18 protein-coding genes are annotated in these 18,864 nt (G+C 67.6%); 7 read left to right on the forward strand and 11 right to left on the reverse strand.

Annotated features, from left to right (window positions below; translation table 11 throughout):
* Positions 1-25: 25 nt before the first annotated feature.
* The 6 genes from ITJ49_RS06015 (at position 26) to ITJ49_RS06040 (ending at position 6,723) form a co-directional block, all read left to right on the forward strand.
* The gene (locus ITJ49_RS06015; protein WP_370544388.1) at positions 26-892 is read left to right on the forward strand and encodes a cytochrome c oxidase assembly protein; all 867 of its coding nucleotides are present in this window, start codon (positions 26-28) and stop codon (positions 890-892) included.
* 302 nt (positions 893-1,194) lie between these two features.
* A complete protein-coding gene (gene purS / locus ITJ49_RS06020; RefSeq protein WP_123940817.1) occupies positions 1,195-1,491 on the forward strand; it encodes a phosphoribosylformylglycinamidine synthase subunit PurS in 297 nt (98 codons plus the stop codon).
* 11 nt (positions 1,492-1,502) lie between these two features.
* On the forward strand, positions 1,503-2,198 hold the full coding sequence (gene purQ, locus ITJ49_RS06025) for a phosphoribosylformylglycinamidine synthase subunit PurQ (RefSeq protein ID WP_055962349.1): 696 nt from the start codon (positions 1,503-1,505) through the stop codon (positions 2,196-2,198).
* Positions 2,195-4,534: a phosphoribosylformylglycinamidine synthase subunit PurL gene (gene purL, locus ITJ49_RS06030; RefSeq protein WP_194602689.1), complete on the forward strand. Its 2,340-nt coding sequence runs from the start codon at positions 2,195-2,197 to the stop codon at positions 4,532-4,534. The genes purQ and purL overlap by 4 nt, the downstream gene beginning before the upstream one ends.
* A gap of 66 nt (positions 4,535-4,600) precedes the next feature.
* Positions 4,601-5,539: a hypothetical protein gene (locus ITJ49_RS06035; RefSeq protein WP_194602691.1), complete on the forward strand. Its 939-nt coding sequence runs from the start codon at positions 4,601-4,603 to the stop codon at positions 5,537-5,539.
* 44 nt (positions 5,540-5,583) lie between these two features.
* Entirely contained in the window at positions 5,584-6,723 is a 1,140-nt protein-coding gene (locus ITJ49_RS06040; protein WP_194602694.1) for a hypothetical protein, read from the forward strand.
* Here the strand turns inward: ITJ49_RS06040 and ITJ49_RS06045 are convergent.
* The 7 genes from ITJ49_RS06045 to ITJ49_RS06075 form a co-directional block, all read right to left on the reverse strand.
* Positions 6,720-7,775, reverse strand: a complete 1,056-nt coding sequence (locus tag ITJ49_RS06045; protein ID WP_194602697.1) for a beta-propeller fold lactonase family protein — start codon at positions 7,773-7,775, stop codon at positions 6,720-6,722. The genes ITJ49_RS06040 and ITJ49_RS06045 overlap by 4 nt on opposite strands.
* The gene (locus tag ITJ49_RS06050) at positions 7,772-8,116 is read right to left on the reverse strand and encodes a chorismate mutase (protein WP_194602700.1); all 345 of its coding nucleotides are present in this window, start codon (positions 8,114-8,116) and stop codon (positions 7,772-7,774) included. The genes ITJ49_RS06045 and ITJ49_RS06050 overlap by 4 nt, the downstream gene beginning before the upstream one ends.
* A 68-nt stretch (positions 8,117-8,184) precedes the next feature.
* Positions 8,185-9,477: an adenylosuccinate synthase gene (locus ITJ49_RS06055; RefSeq protein ID WP_194602703.1), complete on the reverse strand. Its 1,293-nt coding sequence runs from the start codon at positions 9,475-9,477 to the stop codon at positions 8,185-8,187.
* A gap of 170 nt (positions 9,478-9,647) precedes the next feature.
* Positions 9,648-10,286: a copper resistance protein CopC gene (locus tag ITJ49_RS06060; RefSeq protein WP_370544389.1), complete on the reverse strand. Its 639-nt coding sequence runs from the start codon at positions 10,284-10,286 to the stop codon at positions 9,648-9,650.
* Complete coding sequence (locus tag ITJ49_RS06065) at positions 10,283-11,029, reverse strand: YcnI family protein (protein ID WP_194602706.1); 747 nt, start codon at positions 11,027-11,029, stop codon at positions 10,283-10,285. The genes ITJ49_RS06060 and ITJ49_RS06065 overlap by 4 nt, the downstream gene beginning before the upstream one ends.
* Positions 11,030-11,126: 97 nt before the next feature.
* The gene (locus tag ITJ49_RS06070) at positions 11,127-11,765 is read right to left on the reverse strand and encodes a hypothetical protein (protein WP_194602710.1); all 639 of its coding nucleotides are present in this window, start codon (positions 11,763-11,765) and stop codon (positions 11,127-11,129) included.
* 25 nt (positions 11,766-11,790) lie between these two features.
* Positions 11,791-13,938, reverse strand: coding sequence for a cytochrome c oxidase assembly protein (locus ITJ49_RS06075; protein ID WP_370544390.1), 2,148 nt, complete (start codon positions 13,936-13,938; stop codon positions 11,791-11,793).
* Positions 13,939-14,048: 110 nt separating this feature from the next.
* On the opposite strand from ITJ49_RS06075, the gene ITJ49_RS06080 reads away from it, so the two are divergent.
* The gene (locus ITJ49_RS06080; protein WP_194602713.1) at positions 14,049-14,933 is read left to right on the forward strand and encodes an alkaline phosphatase family protein; all 885 of its coding nucleotides are present in this window, start codon (positions 14,049-14,051) and stop codon (positions 14,931-14,933) included.
* Between the two features lie 24 nt (positions 14,934-14,957).
* On the opposite strand, the gene ITJ49_RS06085 is transcribed toward ITJ49_RS06080, so the two are convergent.
* The 4 genes from ITJ49_RS06085 to ITJ49_RS06100 all read right to left on the reverse strand — a co-directional run bounded on the left by ITJ49_RS06085 (position 14,958) and on the right by ITJ49_RS06100 (position 18,723).
* Positions 14,958-16,538, reverse strand: a complete 1,581-nt coding sequence (locus ITJ49_RS06085) for a Na+/H+ antiporter (RefSeq protein WP_194602716.1) — start codon at positions 16,536-16,538, stop codon at positions 14,958-14,960.
* 57 nt (positions 16,539-16,595) lie between these two features.
* The gene (gene crcB, locus ITJ49_RS06090; RefSeq protein ID WP_194602719.1) at positions 16,596-16,973 is read right to left on the reverse strand and encodes a fluoride efflux transporter CrcB; all 378 of its coding nucleotides are present in this window, start codon (positions 16,971-16,973) and stop codon (positions 16,596-16,598) included.
* On the reverse strand, positions 16,970-17,419 hold the full coding sequence (locus ITJ49_RS06095; RefSeq protein WP_194602722.1) for a CrcB family protein: 450 nt from the start codon (positions 17,417-17,419) through the stop codon (positions 16,970-16,972). Before ITJ49_RS06095 ends, crcB begins: the two co-directional genes overlap by 4 nt.
* 137 nt (positions 17,420-17,556) lie before the next feature.
* On the reverse strand, positions 17,557-18,723 hold the full coding sequence (locus ITJ49_RS06100; protein WP_194602724.1) for an RtcB family protein: 1,167 nt from the start codon (positions 18,721-18,723) through the stop codon (positions 17,557-17,559).
* Between the last annotated feature and the right edge of the window lie 141 nt (positions 18,724-18,864).

Raw genomic sequence — 18,864 nt, forward strand, 5'->3', positions numbered from 1 at the left:
AATAGCCACGCCTCCCGTCTCTACCGTGCTGCTCACGTTCCGCCTCGACCCCGTCGCGCTGGCCGTGATCGTCGGTGCAGCCATCCTCTTCGGAGCCGGTGTCATTCGAGCCCGTCGAGAGGGCACCCGCTGGAGCCCGGCACGCACAGCGGCCTTCTTCGTGCTGGGGCTCGGGTCGTACGCGATCATCTCGTTCGGGTTCCTCGGCGCGTACAGCCACGATCTGCGCTTCGCCTTCACCACCCGGATCGCACTGCTGCTGTTCGTGGTGCCGGCCCTCATCGCGCTCGGTCGGCCCGTGCACCTGGCCCGAGCGGCACTCGGGGAGGCCGGGCGGGCTCGATTGGAGCGGTTCCTCGGATCCTCGTTTCTGAGAGTCGTCGGCAGCGCGATCTTCTCGCCGCTGTTCGCGCTGGCCGTCTTCGCGGTCTTCCTCACGCCGCTCGCCTTCTCGATCCGCGAGAACGCCGTGGGCGAATCGCTCATCACGGTGCTCGTTCCGGTCGCCGGGCTGCTGATGATCCTGCCGGTCTTCGAGGGGTCTCGCGTGCACACGAGCTTCTTCATCACCGTCGAGTTCCTGCTGGCGTTCGTCGAGCTGATCCTCGATGCCATCCCCGCGATCGTGCTGCGCATCACCGGCCATGTGCTCGACCAGGGGCACGCCGTCGCGGCGTTCGCGCCCGGGTGGTTCCCGTCACAGCTGCGCGATCAGCAGCTCTCGGGCGATCTGCTCTGGTTCATCGCCGAGGTGGCCGACATTCCCGTGCTGATCTTCCTGTTCGTGCGCTGGAGTCGCACCGACCGCCGCGAGGCCCGCGCCGTCGACGAGCTGAGCGACGACGAGATGGAGGCGCTGACCCGGGCACACCTGCGCGGGGCTCGCGACTGACCTGGCTGCCTGCTTGCCTGGCTGGCGCTCTTGCAAAGGCACACAGCTGAGGGGAAATAAGGGAGGCGCCCAGCCATCGGGGGAAATGGCTGGGCGCCTTCGGGCCGGGAGTGGATCAGATACTCCACGGCTGAGCCGGAGTGAGTCAGAAGCCCGATCACAAGGCCTCGTCTCTCCGACAAGCTCTACTCTGGGCCCGCCGTATAAGAGCGGGCTGACAGGAATCTTGGCGTCTGCCGCTAATGGCGCGACTTGTAGACTTGGCGAGTCCGCTCGCCTCCCCTCTACGTGATGGAGTTCCTGTGCCCACGATCGTCGTCGAAGTCATGCCCAAGGCTGAACTGCTCGACCCCCAGGGCAAGGCAGTCACCTTCGCTCTCGCCCGTCTCGGCAAAGACTTCGCCACCGAGGTGCGCATCGGCAAGCGCTTCGAGATCACCGTCGACGAGGTGACCGACGCCATCCTGGCCGACGTGAAGCAGCTCGCCGACGACGTCTTCTCGAACTCGGTCATCGAAGACGTCGTGTCGATCGAGGTGCTCCAAGATCCTTCGGCAACCGCCCCGGCCGAAGCGTCCAGCACCGCCGCCGCCCTCTGATGGCAACCGGCATGCGCATCGGCGTCGTCACGTTCCCCGGGTCGCTCGACGACCGCGACGCCCAGCGCGCCGTTCGCCTCGCGGGTGGCGAGCCCGTCGCCCTGTGGCACGGCTCGCACGACCTCGACGGCGTCGAGGCGATCATCCTTCCCGGCGGCTTCAGCTACGGCGACTACCTGCGCGCCGGCGCCATCGCCAGCCTCTCGCCGATCATGAGCGAGGTCGTCGATGCCGCGAACAAGGGCATGCCCGTTCTCGGCATCTGCAACGGCTTCCAGATGCTCGCCGAGGCCCGTCTCATCCCGGGCGCGCACACCCGCAACGCGCACCAGCAGTTCATCCGCCGCGACCAGCGCCTTCGCGTCGAGAACGCCGACACCGCCTGGACGAACGGCTTCGAGCAGGGTCAAGAGATTACCATCCCGCTGAAGAACGCCGACGGCCGCTTCATCGCCGATGCGGAGACCGTCAAGCGGATCGAGGGCCAGGGTCAGGTCGCCTTCCGCTACCTCGGCGTCAACCCCAACGGATCCTTCGACGACATCGCCGGCGTCTCGAACGAGCGCGGCAACGTGGTGGGCCTCATGCCCCACCCGGAGCACGCCACCGAGCCCGGCTTCGGCCCCGACACGGCCCTCGCCATGTCGTCGGGCGTCGACGGCCTCACCTTCTTCACCTCCGTCATCCGAAAGGCGCTCGTCGCGTGACTACCGAACTCACCCAGGCTCCCGGCAGCGCAGGATCCGAGCGCCACATTCCCGACACCGTCTCGAACGCTGCAGCGACACCTGACCGCGAGCAGCCCTACGGTGCACTCGGCCTGAAAGAAGACGAATACCTCAAGATCCGCGAGATCCTCGGCCGTCGCCCCACCTCTGGCGAACTCGCGATGTACAGCGTCATGTGGAGCGAGCACTGCTCGTACAAGTCGTCGAAGATCTACCTCCGCCAGTTCGGCGAGAAGGTCTCCCCCGCCATGAAGAAGAACCTCATGGTCGGCATGGGCGAGAACGCCGGCGTGGTCGACATCGGCAACGGCTGGGCCGTGACCTTCAAGGGCGAGAGCCACAACCACCCGAGCTACATCGAGCCGTTCCAGGGTGCCGCGACCGGCGTCGGCGGCATCGTCCGCGACATCATCTCGATGGGCGCCCGCCCGGTCGCCGTGATGGATCAGCTCCGCTTCGGCGCGATCGACGCCCCCGACACGCAGCGCGTCGTCGACGGCGTGGTGTCGGGCATCAGCTTCTACGCGAACTGCCTCGGCCTGCCGAACATCGGCGGCGAGACCGTGTTCGACGCCGTCTACCAGGGCAACCCGCTCGTCAACGTTACGAGCGTCGGGGTCCTCCGCCACGAAGACCTCCACCTCGCCAACGCCAAGGGCGCCGGCAACAAGGTCGTGCTGTTCGGCGCCCGCACGGGTGGCGACGGAATCGGCGGCGCCTCGATCCTCGCCTCCGACACGTTCTCGGCCGGCGGCCCGACCAAGCGCCCCTCGGTGCAGGTCGGCGACCCTTTCGCCGAGAAGGTACTCATCGAGTGCTGCCTCGAACTGTTCCGCGACGAGCTCGTCGAGGGCATCCAAGACCTCGGTGCCGCGGGTATCTCGTGCGCCACCTCCGAGCTGGCCAGCAATGGCGATGGCGGCATGTTCATCGAGCTCGAGAAGGTGCTGCTGCGCGACCCCACGCTCACCGCCGAAGAGATCCTCATGAGCGAGAGCCAGGAGCGCATGATGGCCGTCGTGCGCCCCGACAAGCTCGACGCATTCCTCGCGGTCGTCGCGAAGTGGGAGGTCGAGACCAGCGTGCTGGGTGAGGTCACCGATACCGGCCGCCTCATCATCAACTGGCACGGCGAAGAGATCGTCAACGTCGAGCCGCGCACCGTGGCCGTCGACGGCCCCGTCTACGAGCGCCCCGTCGCCTACCCGTCCTGGCTCGACGAGCTCCAGGCCGACACCGCTCGCGGCCTCGATCGGCCCGAGACCGGCGACGAGCTCCGCGAGCAGTTCCTGGCCCTTCTCGGCTCCCCGAACCTGGCCGACAAGTCGTGGATCACCAACCAGTACGACACCTACGTGCTCGGCAACACCGCGCTCAGCTTCCCCGACGACGGCGGCATGATTCGCGTCGACGAAGAGAGCGGCCTCGGGTTCGCGATCGCGACCGACGCCAACGGCCGTTACTGCCAGCTCGACCCCGCGCAGGGTGCTCGCCTGGCTCTCGCTGAGGCCTACCGCAACGTTGCCGCCACCGGTGCCACCCCGGTCGCTGTCACTGACTGCCTCAACTTCGGCTCCCCCGAGAACCCCGAGGTCATGTGGCAGTTCTCGAAGACCGTCGAGGCCCTGAGCGACGCCTGCCTCGAGATGGAGATCCCCGTCACGGGCGGAAACGTCTCGTTCTACAACCAGACCGGTACCGCGCCGATCCACCCCACGCCCGTCATCGGCGTGCTCGGCGTGATCGACGACGTCGCGAAGCGCATCCCCTCAGGGTGGCAAGATGAGGGCGACAACATCTACCTCCTCGGCACGACGTCGCTCGAGCTTGACGGCTCGGCCTGGGCCGGCACCATCCACGATCACCTTGGCGGCCGTCCCCCCGCGGTCAACCTCGTGGCCGAGCGTCAGCTTGCGGGCCTTCTGGCCGCCGGCGGCAGCGAGTCGCTCCTCGGATCGGCGCACGATCTCAGCGAAGGCGGCCTCGGCCAGGCCCTCGCCGAGTCGGTTCTCCGCTTCGGCGTAGGCGCCCGAGTGTGGCTCGACGAGGTCATGGAGCGCGACGGGGTCGACGCCGCGACGGCCCTCTTCTCGGAGTCGACCGGCCGCGTGCTCGTGTCCGTCCCCCGCGAAGACGACGTGAAGTTCCGCGGTCTCTGCGAGGGTCGCGGCTACCCGGTCGCCCGCATCGGTGTCACCGACAAGCAGAACCCAGGCCTCGAAGTGCAGGGCCTGTTCGTGGTCGATCTGGCCGAGCTGCAGGCCGCGAATCGCGGCACCCTCCCCGCGCATTTCGGAGCAGTCATCTCGGAGTGATACACCGGGATACGTAATTATCATATTGTACTCTTCTGATACGACCCGCCATCAGAAAGAGACTTCATGTTCGATAAACGAAGCCTGCTCGCCGCAGGCGTGGCTGCAGCCATCGGCTGCGGCGCCGCCGTCCTACCGGCGGCGACCGCTTCTGCAGCGGCACCCATACCAGCAGCCAACTCGGCACCGACGGCCCTCTCTCCACTCGTCAGCCCCCTTCCCATCATCTCGGAAGAGATCTTCCAACAGGGCAGCGGAAGCTACGTCAACATGGTCTTCGGAGGTGTCGAGCCGAAGTACTACGCCGTCGTGACGAACACGGCAACGGGTGGCGAGACCGACTATCTCGAAGTCACGGCAGCCGGTCGCTTCGGGTTCCAGCTACCCATTCTGGCCGGCAAGCTCAACACCCTGTCCGTCACGCTGACCAACTACGACGACCCCGCCGACACCACCACGTTCACGCACGATGTCGACGATCGCCGTCCCGACCTCACGGCACCCGAAGTCACCACGAGTATCGAGGGCAAGAGCGTCGTCTTCGACGTCTCGGGTCTCGACGGCGCCCAGGCTGTCATCCGAAACGCCGATGGGCTGGCGATCGCCGGCCAGCGGCTGACGGGCGGAAAAACCCGCCTCCTCCTCGCCGACACCGGGCGCGAAACGACCTACGACGTCGTCCAAGTCCAGGAGAACGCCTCCTCGGAAGCGACCAGGGTCGTCGTCAACGAGGGCGCGGGCGCCTCCCGTCCCGTCGCGCCCGTCGTGACAGCGGCACTCGTGTCAGAGACACGTGCCCTTGCGACCGTCGAGGGCGAGGCCGGCGGAACCCTCCGTGTCACCGATTCGTCCGGCAAGCTCGTCGCGGCGGGCGTCATCGGCGCCTCGGGCCGCAAGCAGCTCCTCGTGCCGACCTCGGTGGCTTCGGCATCATCCCCCCTCGAGGCCGTCGTCAAGATCCACGGGTCGACCTCCGACTACACCCGGTTCACCATCGCACCCTGAGCGGTGCCTCTCACAGCCTTCCCTCCTACCAGAAACGAGAAATCATGCCTGTCCAGAAATGTCTCCTGACCGTCGGTACCGTCGGCCTCGTGCTCTCCAGCCTCTTCGTCGCCCTCCCTGCCTCCGCAGCCGCTCCCTCTCCCTTCAGCGTTTCGAGCGAGACGGAGAACGGCCGCTCGACTCTCACCATCTCGGGAACAGACGGCACCCAGATCGCGGTCAAGAATGCCGCAGGGCGCACTGTGGCAGGCTCGACCATCCGCTCCGGCGTAGCCGCCATCGTCGTCGCAGCCCCGACCAGCGCTCAGACCTACACGGTCGAGGAATCCGGCACCGGGGCCTCGCTCGGCCAGGTCGTCGTCAACGAAGAGGCCGGTGTCCAGGAACTCGCGGCGCCCGTGATCGGAGAGGCGAGCGTGCACGACCGCGACCTTCACAAATACACCCTGCCGGTCTCGGGCCGCCCCTCCGCGGTCGTCACTGTTCGGCTGCAGGCGAGGGAATTGATTAGCCAGGCCGTCCGGTTGTCTCCGTCCGGCAAGGGCACGGTCGTGCTCGACGGTCTAGGTACCGGCGTAGTCAATACTTTCATCGCAACCCAGACGCTCGACGGCGTCGAGTCGCCGGAAGCGACCATGCAGGTCGTCAGCCCCGCCGGCGACGCCGCCGTCACCGACTTCGACGGCACCACCGTCATGATCGCTCTGAGCGGCTATCCCGGCAAATACGAGGTTCTGAACTCCGAGGGCAAAGACATCTCCAAGCTCCTGGGCAACGTCCGAACGCGAGACTACATCTCGACTCGCCTCAAAGTCACGCCCGGCGAGGTCCTCCGCGTGGTGCACACCGTCGACGGTGTCCGGTCGGCCCCCATCACACTCCACGTTCCGAATGCACCGCTGGGAGCACCTCCGGCACCCGAGGTGTCGGAGGTCGGCCCGGTCCTCGGCAGTCCCTACTCCTTCAACGTCACGCTCAAGGGATACCCCTCGACTGCGACATTCCGAGACCTCGACGGTAAGGTGATCTCGGCTCCAGCGCGCACGTCCGGATCGTGGTACTCCGGGCCAGAGGTCACGTACAACCTCGGGTTCGTCCAGCCCGGCGAGAAGTTCACGGTGACGCAGGAGCGCCTCGGTGGCGACTCCGCTGCGACGAGCTTCGTCGTGCCCGAGCGGGGTTAGGCGAACACCACACAGGAGGGGCTGCCGGTCTCGATCAGACTCATCGCACGACGGGGAATGCCTGTGATCGCGTCCAGAGCGAGGATCGACACGGTGTCCGACATCTGGTTGGCGACGTAGAGATCGGCACCCTCCAGTGAGGGGGCGATGGCGAAGTGACGCGGCCATCGCCCCCCACAGGGCACCTCGCCCACGAGAGTAAGGCGGTTCGTCTCGGGTGCGGCCGACTCCGGTTTAGCCAGCACCGCGACGGTATCGCGTCCGCGAACTGCCACATACACGCGTTCGTGATACACCTCGATGTGCGAGAGCAGCGCCTCGCCCGTCCCGTGATTTACCCGCACGTCGTAACTCGCAACCGAGTAGTCGACCTCCAAGACACCGTCGGTGTACGACATCACATGGACGCGACCGTCGAGTTCACCGGCCACGAGCAGCGACGATCCCCACCAGGCCAAATGCCGCGGACCAGAACCCGAGGGCATCGGATGCACGGCGACGAAGTGCGGTTCGAGGGTGATGGGGTCGACGCGGACCTCGACGAGTCGGTCGGTGCCCAGATCTGCGAGCAGGAGTGTGCCCCACGGTGTCGCAGTCACGCTGTGCGTGTGCGGCCCCTCCTGGCGATCGACGACGGGCCCGCTGCCTCCGGGCAAAGGCAGAACTCGGGCCACGCGGGCCTCGTCGAACGCGTCCGCCGAGAGAACGGCGAGCGTACCCGCGCCGTAGTTGGCGACCACGATCGCCCCGGAGGCAGGATCCAGCGCGATATGGCATGGGGAGGAACCCCCGGAAGCGGCGACGGAAGCCGGAACGAGTTGCCCCGCCGACACCGTGAATGAGACGACCCGCCCGGCCGTCGTCTCGGAGACAGCATGCACGGCACCCTCGGTGAGTGCGAGGAACGAAGGATCCGAGACTCCCGCGACCTGCTCGAGTCGCCACGGCTCGTCGATTTCACCCCGTTCAAAAACGGATATACCCTGCCCGTGGCAACCACTCCCCGCCGTGTAGCAACCGAGATAGAGGCGCGTGGGCGCGCCGGCAGTCATCTGTCGTTCTCGGCCTCGCCGATCGGCCCTGCATCCGATTCGCTGGCACCGGACGCAATGCGAACGTGGTGCTGGATGACCTCGCCGACGATGAAGTTGACGAATTTCTCGGTGAAGTCGGGATCGAGGTGCGACTCGGCCGCCAGCGCGCGGAGCCGCGTGATCTGCTCTACCTCCCGCTGAGCATCACTCGGCGGCATTCCCGCATCCGCTTTCAAATGGCCGACGGTCTGAGTGAACTTGAAGCGCTCGGCGAGCAGGTGAACGAGTGCAGCGTCGATGTTGTCGATGCTCTGCCGGATGCTCCGCAGGCGCTCGACTGGTGTCGGTCTCGGTTCCATAGGTCGACTTTATCGGCAACCCGTAGAGCCGACCCCCTCGACGCCCCTCGTCGACAAGCAGTGACGCTCTACCAGTCGCCGAGGAGGTCGTGCCGGACGACGACTTCGTCGCGCCCGGGGCCGACCCCAATTACGGAGATGCGGGATCCTGAGATCTTCTCGATGGCGAGGACGTAGTTCTGCGCCGCGACAGGGAGGTCGTCGAAGCTGCGGGCTCCGGTGATGTCGTCGGACCAGCCGGGGAACTCTTCGTAGATCGGCTTCGCGTGGTGGAAGTCGGACTGCGAGACGGGCATCTCGTCGAAGCGGACGCCGTCGACCTCGTAGGCCACGCAGACGGGGATGGTCTCGAGACCGGTCAGCACGTCGAGCTTGGTCAGCACGAAGTCGGTCACGCCGTTGATGCGAGCCGAGTAGCGCGCGATCGGGGCGTCGTACCAGCCGCAGCGGCGCGGACGACCCGTCGTGGTGCCGAACTCGAAGCCCTGACTGCGGAGGAACTCCCCGGACGCGTCGAAGAGCTCGGTCGGGAACGGGCCGGCTCCGACGCGGGTCGTGTAGGCCTTCACGATTCCGACGACGCGCGAGATCTGCCCCGGGCCGATGCCCGAACCGGTCGAGGCGCCCCCCGCGGTGGCTGACGACGAGGTCACGAACGGGTACGTTCCGTGGTCGACGTCGAGCATGGTCGCCTGGCCCGCCTCGAAGAGGACGTTCTTGCCCGCTTCGAGCGCGTGGTGCAGCTCCAGTGCGGTGTCGGCGACCATCGGGCGCAGGCGCTCGGCGTAGCTGAGCAGCGTCTCGACGACCTCGTCGGCGCTGATCGCCCGGCGGTTGTAGATCTTGACGAGCAGGTGGTTCTTCTGGTCGAGAGCCGCCTCGACCTTCTGTCGCAGGATGTTCTCGTCGAAGAGGTCTTGCACCCGAAGGCCGACACGATTGATCTTGTCGGCGTAGGCCGGCCCGATGCCGCGACCGGTAGTGCCGATCGAACGCGACCCCAGGAAGCGCTCGGTGACCTTGTCGAGCGTGCGGTGGTAGTGCGTGATGAGGTGCGCGTTGGCGCTGACACGGAGCTTCGACACGTCGACGCCTCGGGCGATGAGGGCGTCGAGCTCGTCGAACAGCACCTCGATGTCGACCACGACACCGTTGCCGATCACCGGCGTCACGCCCGGGGTCAGGATGCCCGACGGCAGCAGGTGCAGGGCGTACTTCTGATTGCCGATCACGACCGTGTGACCGGCGTTGTTGCCACCGTTGAATTTGACGACGTAGTCGATGCGGCTGCCGAGCAGGTCGGTCGCCTTGCCTTTGCCCTCGTCGCCCCACTGGGCTCCGATGATCACGATTGCGGGCATGGTGTTCTCCTCGCGGTCGGGGATCGCACCCGTGCGCAGGTGCACCCCAGTGTATCGGAGCCGAGGATCCGACGGCCCGGCGGGCAGAATCGACTTACGAAAAACACAATCGAGCCACGGCATGCCGTGGCTCGATTGCGTTATTTCGGTCTGACGCGGGTTCGCCGGCCCTAGTCAGCCGACGGCGGCTGCGAGCCGGAGCCGCGCCGCGCCCTGGTGAGCACCACGACGACGGCCACGAGCGCGACGAGGATCACCCCGCCGCCGACCCCGAGGGTGAGGGGGAGGCCGTTGGATCCTTGGCTCGTCGCCTTCGGGGTGGTGCCATCGCCATCGGTCGCGGCCGCGGAGCCCGACGAGGCTGCGGGCGCCTGGTCACCGCAGGTCGGTCTGCGGTCGGCGCCTTCCGCCGCGGTCGCCGACGCCGGCTTGTCGTAGCTGAACGCGAGCGACGACGTCACCGTGTGACCGTCGGCCGAGACGATCTGCCAGCGGGCCGTATAGTCGCCGGACGCGCCCAGGGCGACCGGCACGGTCACATCGGTGTCGGCGATGGTCGGGCAACCGGTCTCGAAGTGCTTTCCGGCTGGGCCGGTCACCTGGACGACATTCGACGAACCGTCGCCCGACAGATCGAGCACGCGATCGTCGAAGGTCAGCTTGACGCTCGTGAGCTCGGTCGACACGGTCGAGCCGGCCTTCGGCGTCGACGACACGAGGTAGTCGTGCGCGCTCGCGGCGGCTGCCGGGGCGAGCACGAGGGCGCCGACCCCGACAGTGACCACGAGGGCCGTGGCGAGGCGCCTCACGAGCGGGCCGAGCCTCGAGCGCTCCGCACGTAGGCGAGGAGCGCGACCACGAGGGCCAGGGCTCCGAGCCCGAGACCGGCGATGCCGAAGCCGAGCCCCAGGCCCGAGGTGGTTCCGGTGCTGGCGGATGCCACCGGCGTCGCCGTCGCCGTGTCGGTGGCCGTCACGCCGCCGTGGTGGCTCTCGGTCGCCGCGCCGATCGCGAGCACCGGTGCGGGGTGTTCGGGCTCTTCGCCGTCGGCGGGAGTCGGCTCGTTCCATTTGACGACGCTGCCGTCGCTGTAGGTCTGCGTCGTCGGGAGCTCGACCTCGTCGACCTCGGGAACGGCACCGGCCGACACGGTGAAGAGCTGGAACTCTCCCGGCGCGATCCCGTCGGCGGTCGAGGCGGCGGTCCAGGTGACGCGGGTAACCGCCTTCGTGATGGTGCCGTCGTCGGTCTTCACGGCCTTGGGGAGCGTGCTGGTGGTCACGACGGCTTTCCAGCCGGCGAGCGGCTGGTACGACACTGAGGTGAACGGGTGGTCGGTTGGGAAGTCGACAGCGACCTTGGTCGTCGACGCGGTGGCCGACTCAGTCGGAACCTTGAACTGGAGCGTGGAGTACGAACCAGCGGTCACGTCGTCGCCCTCGACGTGCACGTGTGCCGATGCGGCGAGAGGTGCGGCCAGTGCGAGAGCACCGGCGAGGGGAAGGGCGAACGCGGCGCGCAGGGCGAGGGTGCGGGTGCGGGTGGTGGGCATGGTGAATCGTCTTTCTGTCGTCTGAATGGCGCCCGGGCGCGGGAGGCTCGGGGCGCAGCGACTTCGCCCGGCAGCGGGCGGTCGCAGGAAAATGGGATCAGACGACAGCGGGTGGGCCGCGATGGGGGCGAGCAGCGAGGAGCACACCGAGCCGGCGAATGCCACGTCGGTCGGCCAGAGCCCGGACGAGCCCGTGCCGGTCGGGGAACAGGGCGAACCCGAGGATCCGCGACACCAGCGCGAGCCGGGCGACCGCAAGTCGGGCGATGGTCACCAGCGCCCGCTCACCGTGGAGCAGCAGTGCGATCGTGAGGAGAGCAGCCCCGGCGTGGCCGAGCCACATGCGCGTGTCGCTCATGCCCTCCATGCCGTGGCTGGCCGATCCGGCGACGTCGGGGAGGTGGACGGTCGAGCCGCCCGACATCACCATGCCGAGCATGCCCACCGAGTGACCGCTGCCGGCCGAGGCGGGAAGCGACGATCCGAGGCTGAAGAGCAGGTGGAAGACGATCTGGCTCACGCCGACGGAGACCGCCAACGGAACGACGGCGAGGGCCCGTGCGCTGAGGGCGATGCAGACGAGGCAGGCAAAGACGAGAGCCAGCACCGTGCCGAGGAGGCCCGGCACCATGCCGCCGCCGACGACGTGCGAGAACGCAGCGATTGCCACGGAGAGGGTCGCCACGATCAGGCCGCGTATGACGCGCAAACCCCTCGAAGCGACCCGGACCGTCATGCCTGAAATCTTACGGGGAACGCGATTAGCGGGCGTTGTCGGAGCCCGCGTCGCCGGAGCCTGAGTTGCCGGCCGGGCCCGCCGGTGCTTTGCCGGCCATGCGCGCGAGCTGCTCGTTGTAGGCGTTCAGCTCGGCGTCTCCGTCGACGTCAGCTCGTCGGTCGTACCGCTTGGCGGTCTTCTCGTCGCTGGTGATCCACTGACGCATCACCATCAGGGCCACGAGCACGGTCGGGAACTCGCCTGCACCCCACGCGATGGCGCCACCCGTGTGCTGATCGGCCAGGAGGTCTTGGTAGTTCGTCTTGCCGAGCGCATGCCACCAGTCGGCGGCGAGGATGTCGGTGCCCGACATGATGGCGAGACCGAAGAACGCATGGAACGCGAGCGTCGCGAGAAGCAGGATGATTCGGAGTGGGAACGGCGGCCGCTTGGGGCCGGGGTCGACGCCGATCAGCACGAAGAAGAAGACGTACCCGGAGAGGAGGAAGTGGACCTCCATGATGAAGTGCCCGGGGTGCGTCTGCAGCGAGGCTTCGAACCAGCCCGTCCAGTAGAAGGCGACGAGACTGCCAGCGAAGACCACCGCCGCGACGATGGGGTTGGTGATGAAGCCGGCGTAGCGCGAGTGCGTGATGAGCATCAGCCACTCGCGAGCTCCGCGGCTGTTGTCGTGGCGCTTCGGGAGCACGCGAAGCGCCAGCAGAATCGGGGCACCCAGCACGAGGAGCGGCGGGACGTACATCATCAGCACCATGTGCTGGATCATGTGTGTCGAGAAGTTCACGGCGCCGTAGACGCTCGGGCCGCCGCTCGTGGCGAAGAGCACTCCGAAACAGCCGAAGAGCCAGGGGACGGTGCGGCCCCACGACCAGCTGTCGCCGCGGCGCTTGAGGCGGTAGACGCCGACCAGGTAGAGACCGGCCATGACGGCCGCGACGGCGATGAAGAAGTAGTCAGGGTGGAACCCGAACAGGAAGCGCGGCAGCGTGACGGGCGCCGGGTACGCGAAGCCGATTAGCCCATCGCGGGTGTCGCCCTCCGCGACCTGCGGTACGGGCGGCGCGCTCCTCGAGAGGGCCACCGACAGACCCATCGCGACCGCCATGAAGACGACCTCGACCACGGCCAGCCGGACGAACGCCCGAGAGCGACCCGGTTCTCGGATGAGCCGTGGAATCACCCGTCGCCGGTGCACGACGCCAGCCACACCCAGCCCAATCAGGATGACCGACTTGACCAGGATCAGTACGCCGTAATTCGTCGTCACGAGGTCGGCCGGGCCGGTCAGACGCAGGCTCGCGTTGATCACGCCGGAGAACGCGACGAAGGCGAAGGCCCAGACGGCGATCGTGGAGTAGCGGGAGACGATCGCTGCGAGATGCCGGCCCGCCTTGTTGCGCAGCAGGATGACTGCGATCAGACCGCCCATCCACACGGTGACGCCGATGAGGTGCATGGCCAGGCTGTTCACCGCGTTGACGTGCTCGTTCGTGCCCGATGAGTGGCCGGAAAGGGAGAGCGGGAGCAACGCGAGGAGGGAGAACACCGTCGCCGTGGCCGTCCACGAGACGTTTTTCGTGGCGAGCAGGATGATCAGGGCCACGAGCGTGCAGCCGATCGAGACGACCCAGGTCTGACCCAGCTCGAGTTGGAACGTGAAGAAGAAGAATTGGCGACGGAAAGTCGAAGAGGTAAACGGCACCCCGAGCACATTTGCCGCCGTGAACATCAGCGTGGCCACACCCGCGATAAACCACACGGTGGCCGACCACGTCGCCCAGCGTGTTGCGTGCCACTGGCTGAAACTCGCCGACTTCGGGTCTTTCGACTGGCCGGGGAGAACGACCGACGAGACCACCAGCAGGCCGATCGTCACAGCGGCCGCGCCATTGAAGACGCCTTTGGCGAGGGGCAGCCCATTGTTGACGACGACACCGGGATCGACGATGAGTGAACCACCGAGCGCACCGGTGAAGTACATAGCCGCGAGCGCGAGCACGAGCAACAGCACGCCCGATCCGATCAGCCAGATGGCCACGGCAGACGGCCGGCCGGATCGCACCGGACGGGGAACATCACCGCTCGAATCGCCCCCCTGCGAGGCGCGGCGGCTCGACGACAGGTCGAGACGGGTGGTCTCGAAGCGGAGGTCGTCGATCTGATCGGTCACCCAGTAATAATACGGACACGCTCTCGATCCCCGTCGGAGTTATCCACAAGGCCGAGACACCTCCCCGTATTCGCAACCGCTCGTTCACCCGGGCTCGCCACTCTGCCGGCATGAACGCACGCACGAACCCCGACGAGATCGCACGCACGATCCCCGATTCGAGCCCCGGAACGACCACACACGCGAACCCGCGCAAGATCCTGCTGGTCGGCATCGACGGCCTGCGCATCGACGACGCCCTCACAGGCGTCCACGCCCCCGTGCTCGCCGCCTTCACCCGCGCGGGCCAGCTCCTCCCGCTCGAGATGGAGGTGCCGACGATCTCCGGCCCCGGCTGGTCGTCCATTCTGACCGGAGCACCGCATTCGGTCCACGGCGTTTTCGACAACACCTTTCACGGTCACTACCTCGACTCCACCACCGATTTCCTCGCACGCGCCTCGCACGCGGGCCGCTCCACCTTCGCCGCGGTGAGCTGGCCGCCGCTCGCCGATCCGGCGAGCGCGGGTCCGATCCTCACCACTCGGCTCGACGACCAGAGAGCCGGCCGCCATCGCCTCGTGGTCCGCGACGGCGAGACCTACGGCTACCGCATGGCCGACGGCGACATCGCCGCCTTCACGCGCCTTGCGATCCGTGACGCCGGGCCCGACGCGAGCTTCGTCTACCTCGGCGAAGTCGACGAGGCCGGTCATCTCTATGGCGGGGTCGCCCCCGAGTACGACGCCGCCGTCGCGCGTGTCGATGCCCACCTCGGCACGATCCTGGCCGCGGTTGAGCGCCGGGCGAGCACGCACGACGAAGACTGGCTGGTCGGCGTCACGACCGACCACGGGCACCTCGACGAGGGCGGCCACGGCGGCGCCGACCCCGTGCTGACGCGGTCGTTCCTCGCCCTCGGCCGATACGGGAGCGGCGTGCCGGTCGACGGCGACAGCGCGATCAGGATCCAGCCCACCGACATCTCGCGGATCCTGCTCTCCCATCTCGGTTGATCGGACCGGCGCCCGCCGACGGCGCTACTCGCCGATCGCCTTCGGGTGCCGTGCTCGGAGCGCCGTCTCTTCGGCGTCGATCGCCGCCAACACGGCCTGCACGGCGTTCTCCTGGTACCGCCCTTCGCGGCGCGCAAGAAGCACGGCCTCGCGCTCGGCCTCGATCATGCTGCCGCGAAGCCTGCTGAACATCACCGGCGACTGCTCGCGGTCGGGAGGCGCCGGGTTCGCGAGCGACTCGGAGAGGAAGCTCGATGCGCGCCGGAGCTGCTCGACGACGCGCTCCTCATCGTCGTCGCCGCGCACGGCGTCGAGCCGGTCGATGCCGGCCTGCTTGGCCTCTGCCGTGAGCAGCTGTCGTTCGGTCCACTCCTGCGCGAGGTTCGGGGCGGGCAGGTGCACCCGGCGGATGAGCAGCGGCAAGGGAAGTGCCTGCAGCAGCGTGCCGAGAACGACGACGAACGCCAAGAACTGCAGCAGTTCGCGCTGCGGAGTGCCTTCGGGAAGGAGAAAGGCCGCAGCCAGAGTGACCACGCCACGGATACCGGCCGCCGAGACGACCGTGCTCGACGCGGCCGTCCACGCGCGTTCGCGGACTCGCGCCGGCCCGATCCGGTAGAGGAACATCGTGAAGAACACCCACGCGAACCGGGCAGCGATCACGATGGCGAGCACGGCGAAGCTGATGCCGATGGTCGGCCAGAGCCCCGGCCCGAATCGGACCACGTTCTCGAGCACCCCCGCGAGATTGAGGCCGATGAAGAGGAACACGGCGTTCTCGAGCAGAAACTGCACTGTGCGCCAATTGAGCCGTTCGGCCACGCGGGCCTCGGCCGAGAGCACGACGGGCGACCGGTAGCCGAGGTAGAGGCCGGCTACGACGACGGCGAGCGCCCCGGAGCCGTGGAGGAGTTGCGCGGGGAGGAAAGCGAGAAAGGGGGTGACGAGCGAGAGGCTCGTGTCGAGCACGGCGGACCGGAGCCGGCTACGAATCTGGGCCAGCACGATACCGACGACCAGGCCGATACCTCCGCCGACGATCACCGCGAGGCCAAAATCAACCGCGACTTCACCGGGCTTAACCGTATGGTGGATGGCGGCGATTGCCGCATCGAGTGCCACGAGAGCCGTGGCGTCGTTGAGCAGGCTCTCGCCCTCGAGTATCGTCACGACTCGACGCGGAAGCGGCACCTTGCCGGTCACCGCCGTGACCGCGACCGCGTCGGTGGGCGCGACCACAGCGCCGAACGCGAGGCCCGCCGCGATCGTGATGCCCGGCACGATCCACCAGGCGGCGAATCCGACCACCACGACGGTGAAGGCGACGAGCGCGACGCTGGTCAGCACGATGCTGTCGTTACGAGCCCGAATGTCGATCAGCGACGTGCGAATGGCGGCGGCGAACAGCAGGGGCGGCAGGAGGGCATAGAGGATCAGATCCGGCTCGAGCGTGACCCTCGGCACACCGGGGATGAACGACGCCACTGCTCCGACCGCGACGAGGGCGACCGGGGCCGACCAGCCGACTCGACCCGAGAGCCCGGTCACGGCGACGGTCACGATGACGAACGCGACGATCCAGGCGATCGAGGTCACGGGGTCCATGAGGTCGAGGATGGCACAGCGTCGGCGGCTCGACGAGGGGTGAGCGGAAAGGCCCCCTTAGAACGCCCCGCCGAGCACGAGACCGAGACCGGAGGCGGCGATCGATACGACGAGCATCCCGATGCCGTAGAGGGCTGCTGCCCCGTACCGGCGGTCGTGCACAAGACGCACGGTCTCGACGCTCGCGGTGCTGAACGTCGTGTAGCCGCCCATGAGGCCACCCCCGAGAATTAGCACCCACTCGTGCGGCAAACCGGCCGCCGTGCCGAGCCCGGTCAGCAGGCCGAGCCCGAACGATCCGGTGACGTTGATCACGACGGTCGCGACCGGAAAGCGGCTGACGCGCGCCTTGATGACGCCGTCGAGAACGAAGCGCAGCGACGACCCGACACCGCCGGCGAGGCAGATCGCGAGGAAGACGAGAGGGGTGGTCATCCGGCGTCCTCCTCTTCATTGCCGGTGACGTGGCGGGTCGAGCGCGACTGCACGGCCCCGGCGACGGCGATGCCCAGTGCCGCCGCCGCGACCCCGGCGAGCAGCGACAGTGCCGCGTAGGTCAGAGCGACGCCGGTCGCGAATCCTAGGCGGGTCGCCACGTCGGTCGCGAGCGCGCTGTAGGTGGTGAAGCCGCCGAGCACGCCGGTGCCGAAGAGAAGGCGAAGGATCCGGCGCCCCCCGTCATCCGATCCGCGCCGAGAGAGCGACTCGAGCAGCACTCCGAGCGCGAACGAGCCGACGAGGTTGATGGCGAAAACCGTCGTCGGGAACCCGTGGGGCGCGGCCGGCCAGGTGAGCGACAGCGCCTCGCGGATGCCGGTGCCGACGGCGCCGCCCGCGAATACGAGGAGGATCAGCCGGGGCTGACGGTGAAGTGGGCTCACGTGTCCAGTTAATCATCCCCGCGCCCTGCTCCGAATTTGAAGGAGATCCGCGCCCTCGACCCCGGCGGATCCTGATGTTTCCGTCGGGGCCGGCGCGTTTCTCCTTCAAATTCGGAAGCGGGCGCGACCGGCAGCAGCTAGTCGCCCTTCACATTCACGATCTGCCGCAGCGTGTGCCGGATCGACACCAGATCGGACGCGTCGTCCATCACCTGGTCGATCGGCTTGTACGCCTGCGGGATCTCGTCGAGGAATGCGTCGGTGTCGCGGTACTCGATGCCGACCATCGCCTCGCGCAGCTGATCGTGCGTGAAGGTCTTGCGAGCCTTCGACCTCGAGAACTGCCGACCCGCGCCGTGCGGCGACGAGTCGAGTGCGAGCTTGTTGCCGAGCCCCTCGACCACGTACGACGCCGTGCCCATGGAGCCGGGGATCAGCCCGGCCTCACCGGCCCGCGCCGAGATCGCGCCCTTTCGCGAGAGCCAGACGCTCTTGCCGAAGTGCGTCTCTTTCTGCGTGAAGTTGTGGTGCGTGTTGATGCGCTCGAGCTCGGTGACGGGCGATCCCATCCAGTCGGCGAACTGCCGCACGACGCGGTCCATCATCTCTTCGCGGTTGAGCAGGGCGAAGTGCTGCGCCCAGCGGAGCTCAGCGATGTACCGGTCGAACTCCGACGTGCCCTCGATCAGGTAGGCGAGGTCGTCGTCGGGCAGCGCGATCCACCACTTCTTCATGAGCGCCTTGGCGACCTGGATGTGCTTCTGCGCGATCTTGTTGCCCACGCCTCGGCTGCCCGAGTGCAGGAACAGCCAGACGTCGTCGTTCTCGTCGAGGCTGATCTCGATGAAGTGGTTGCCCGAGCCGAGCGTGCCGAGCTGCAGCTCCCAGCTCTTCGTGTACGACGCCGGGTCGAATCCGGCCTCGACGGCCATCGCCGTGAGCTCGTCGATGCGCGGTGCGGCAGTCGCCACCACCTTGCGGTTGTACGAGCCGGCCGAGGTCGGCACGGCCCGCTCGATCGCCTCGCGCACCGGCTTGCGGTCGGTGGGCAGGTCGGCGGCGGTGAACTGCGTCTTCACGGCGATCATGCCGCAGCCGATGTCGACGCCCACGGCGGCCGGCATGACCGCCCCGAGTGTCGGGATGACCGACCCCACGGTGGCGCCGAGACCCAGGTGGGCGTCCGGCATCAGAGCGAGGTGCGGAAATATGAACGGCATGGTCGAGGTGGTGCGAGCCTGGGCCTCCGTGGAGTCCTCCAGGATGCTCGCCCAGCTCAGCAGCCGGTTCGTGATCTTCTTCATGGTCCTTTCGTTTCTGTTCGGTGTGACGGAGTGCACCCGGGGAGGCGCATTCCGAGCGACCTGCAGTGTCGAAAGAAACGAGAGAAGCCCCGGGCCTCATCGGCGGCCGGGGCTTCGACGGATCGAAAGCTACGGCCCTAG

The sequence above is a fragment of the Frondihabitans sp. VKM Ac-2883 genome (assembly GCF_015350875.1).
In the GTDB taxonomy this organism is placed as follows: Bacteria; Actinomycetota; Actinomycetes; order Actinomycetales; family Microbacteriaceae; genus Frondihabitans.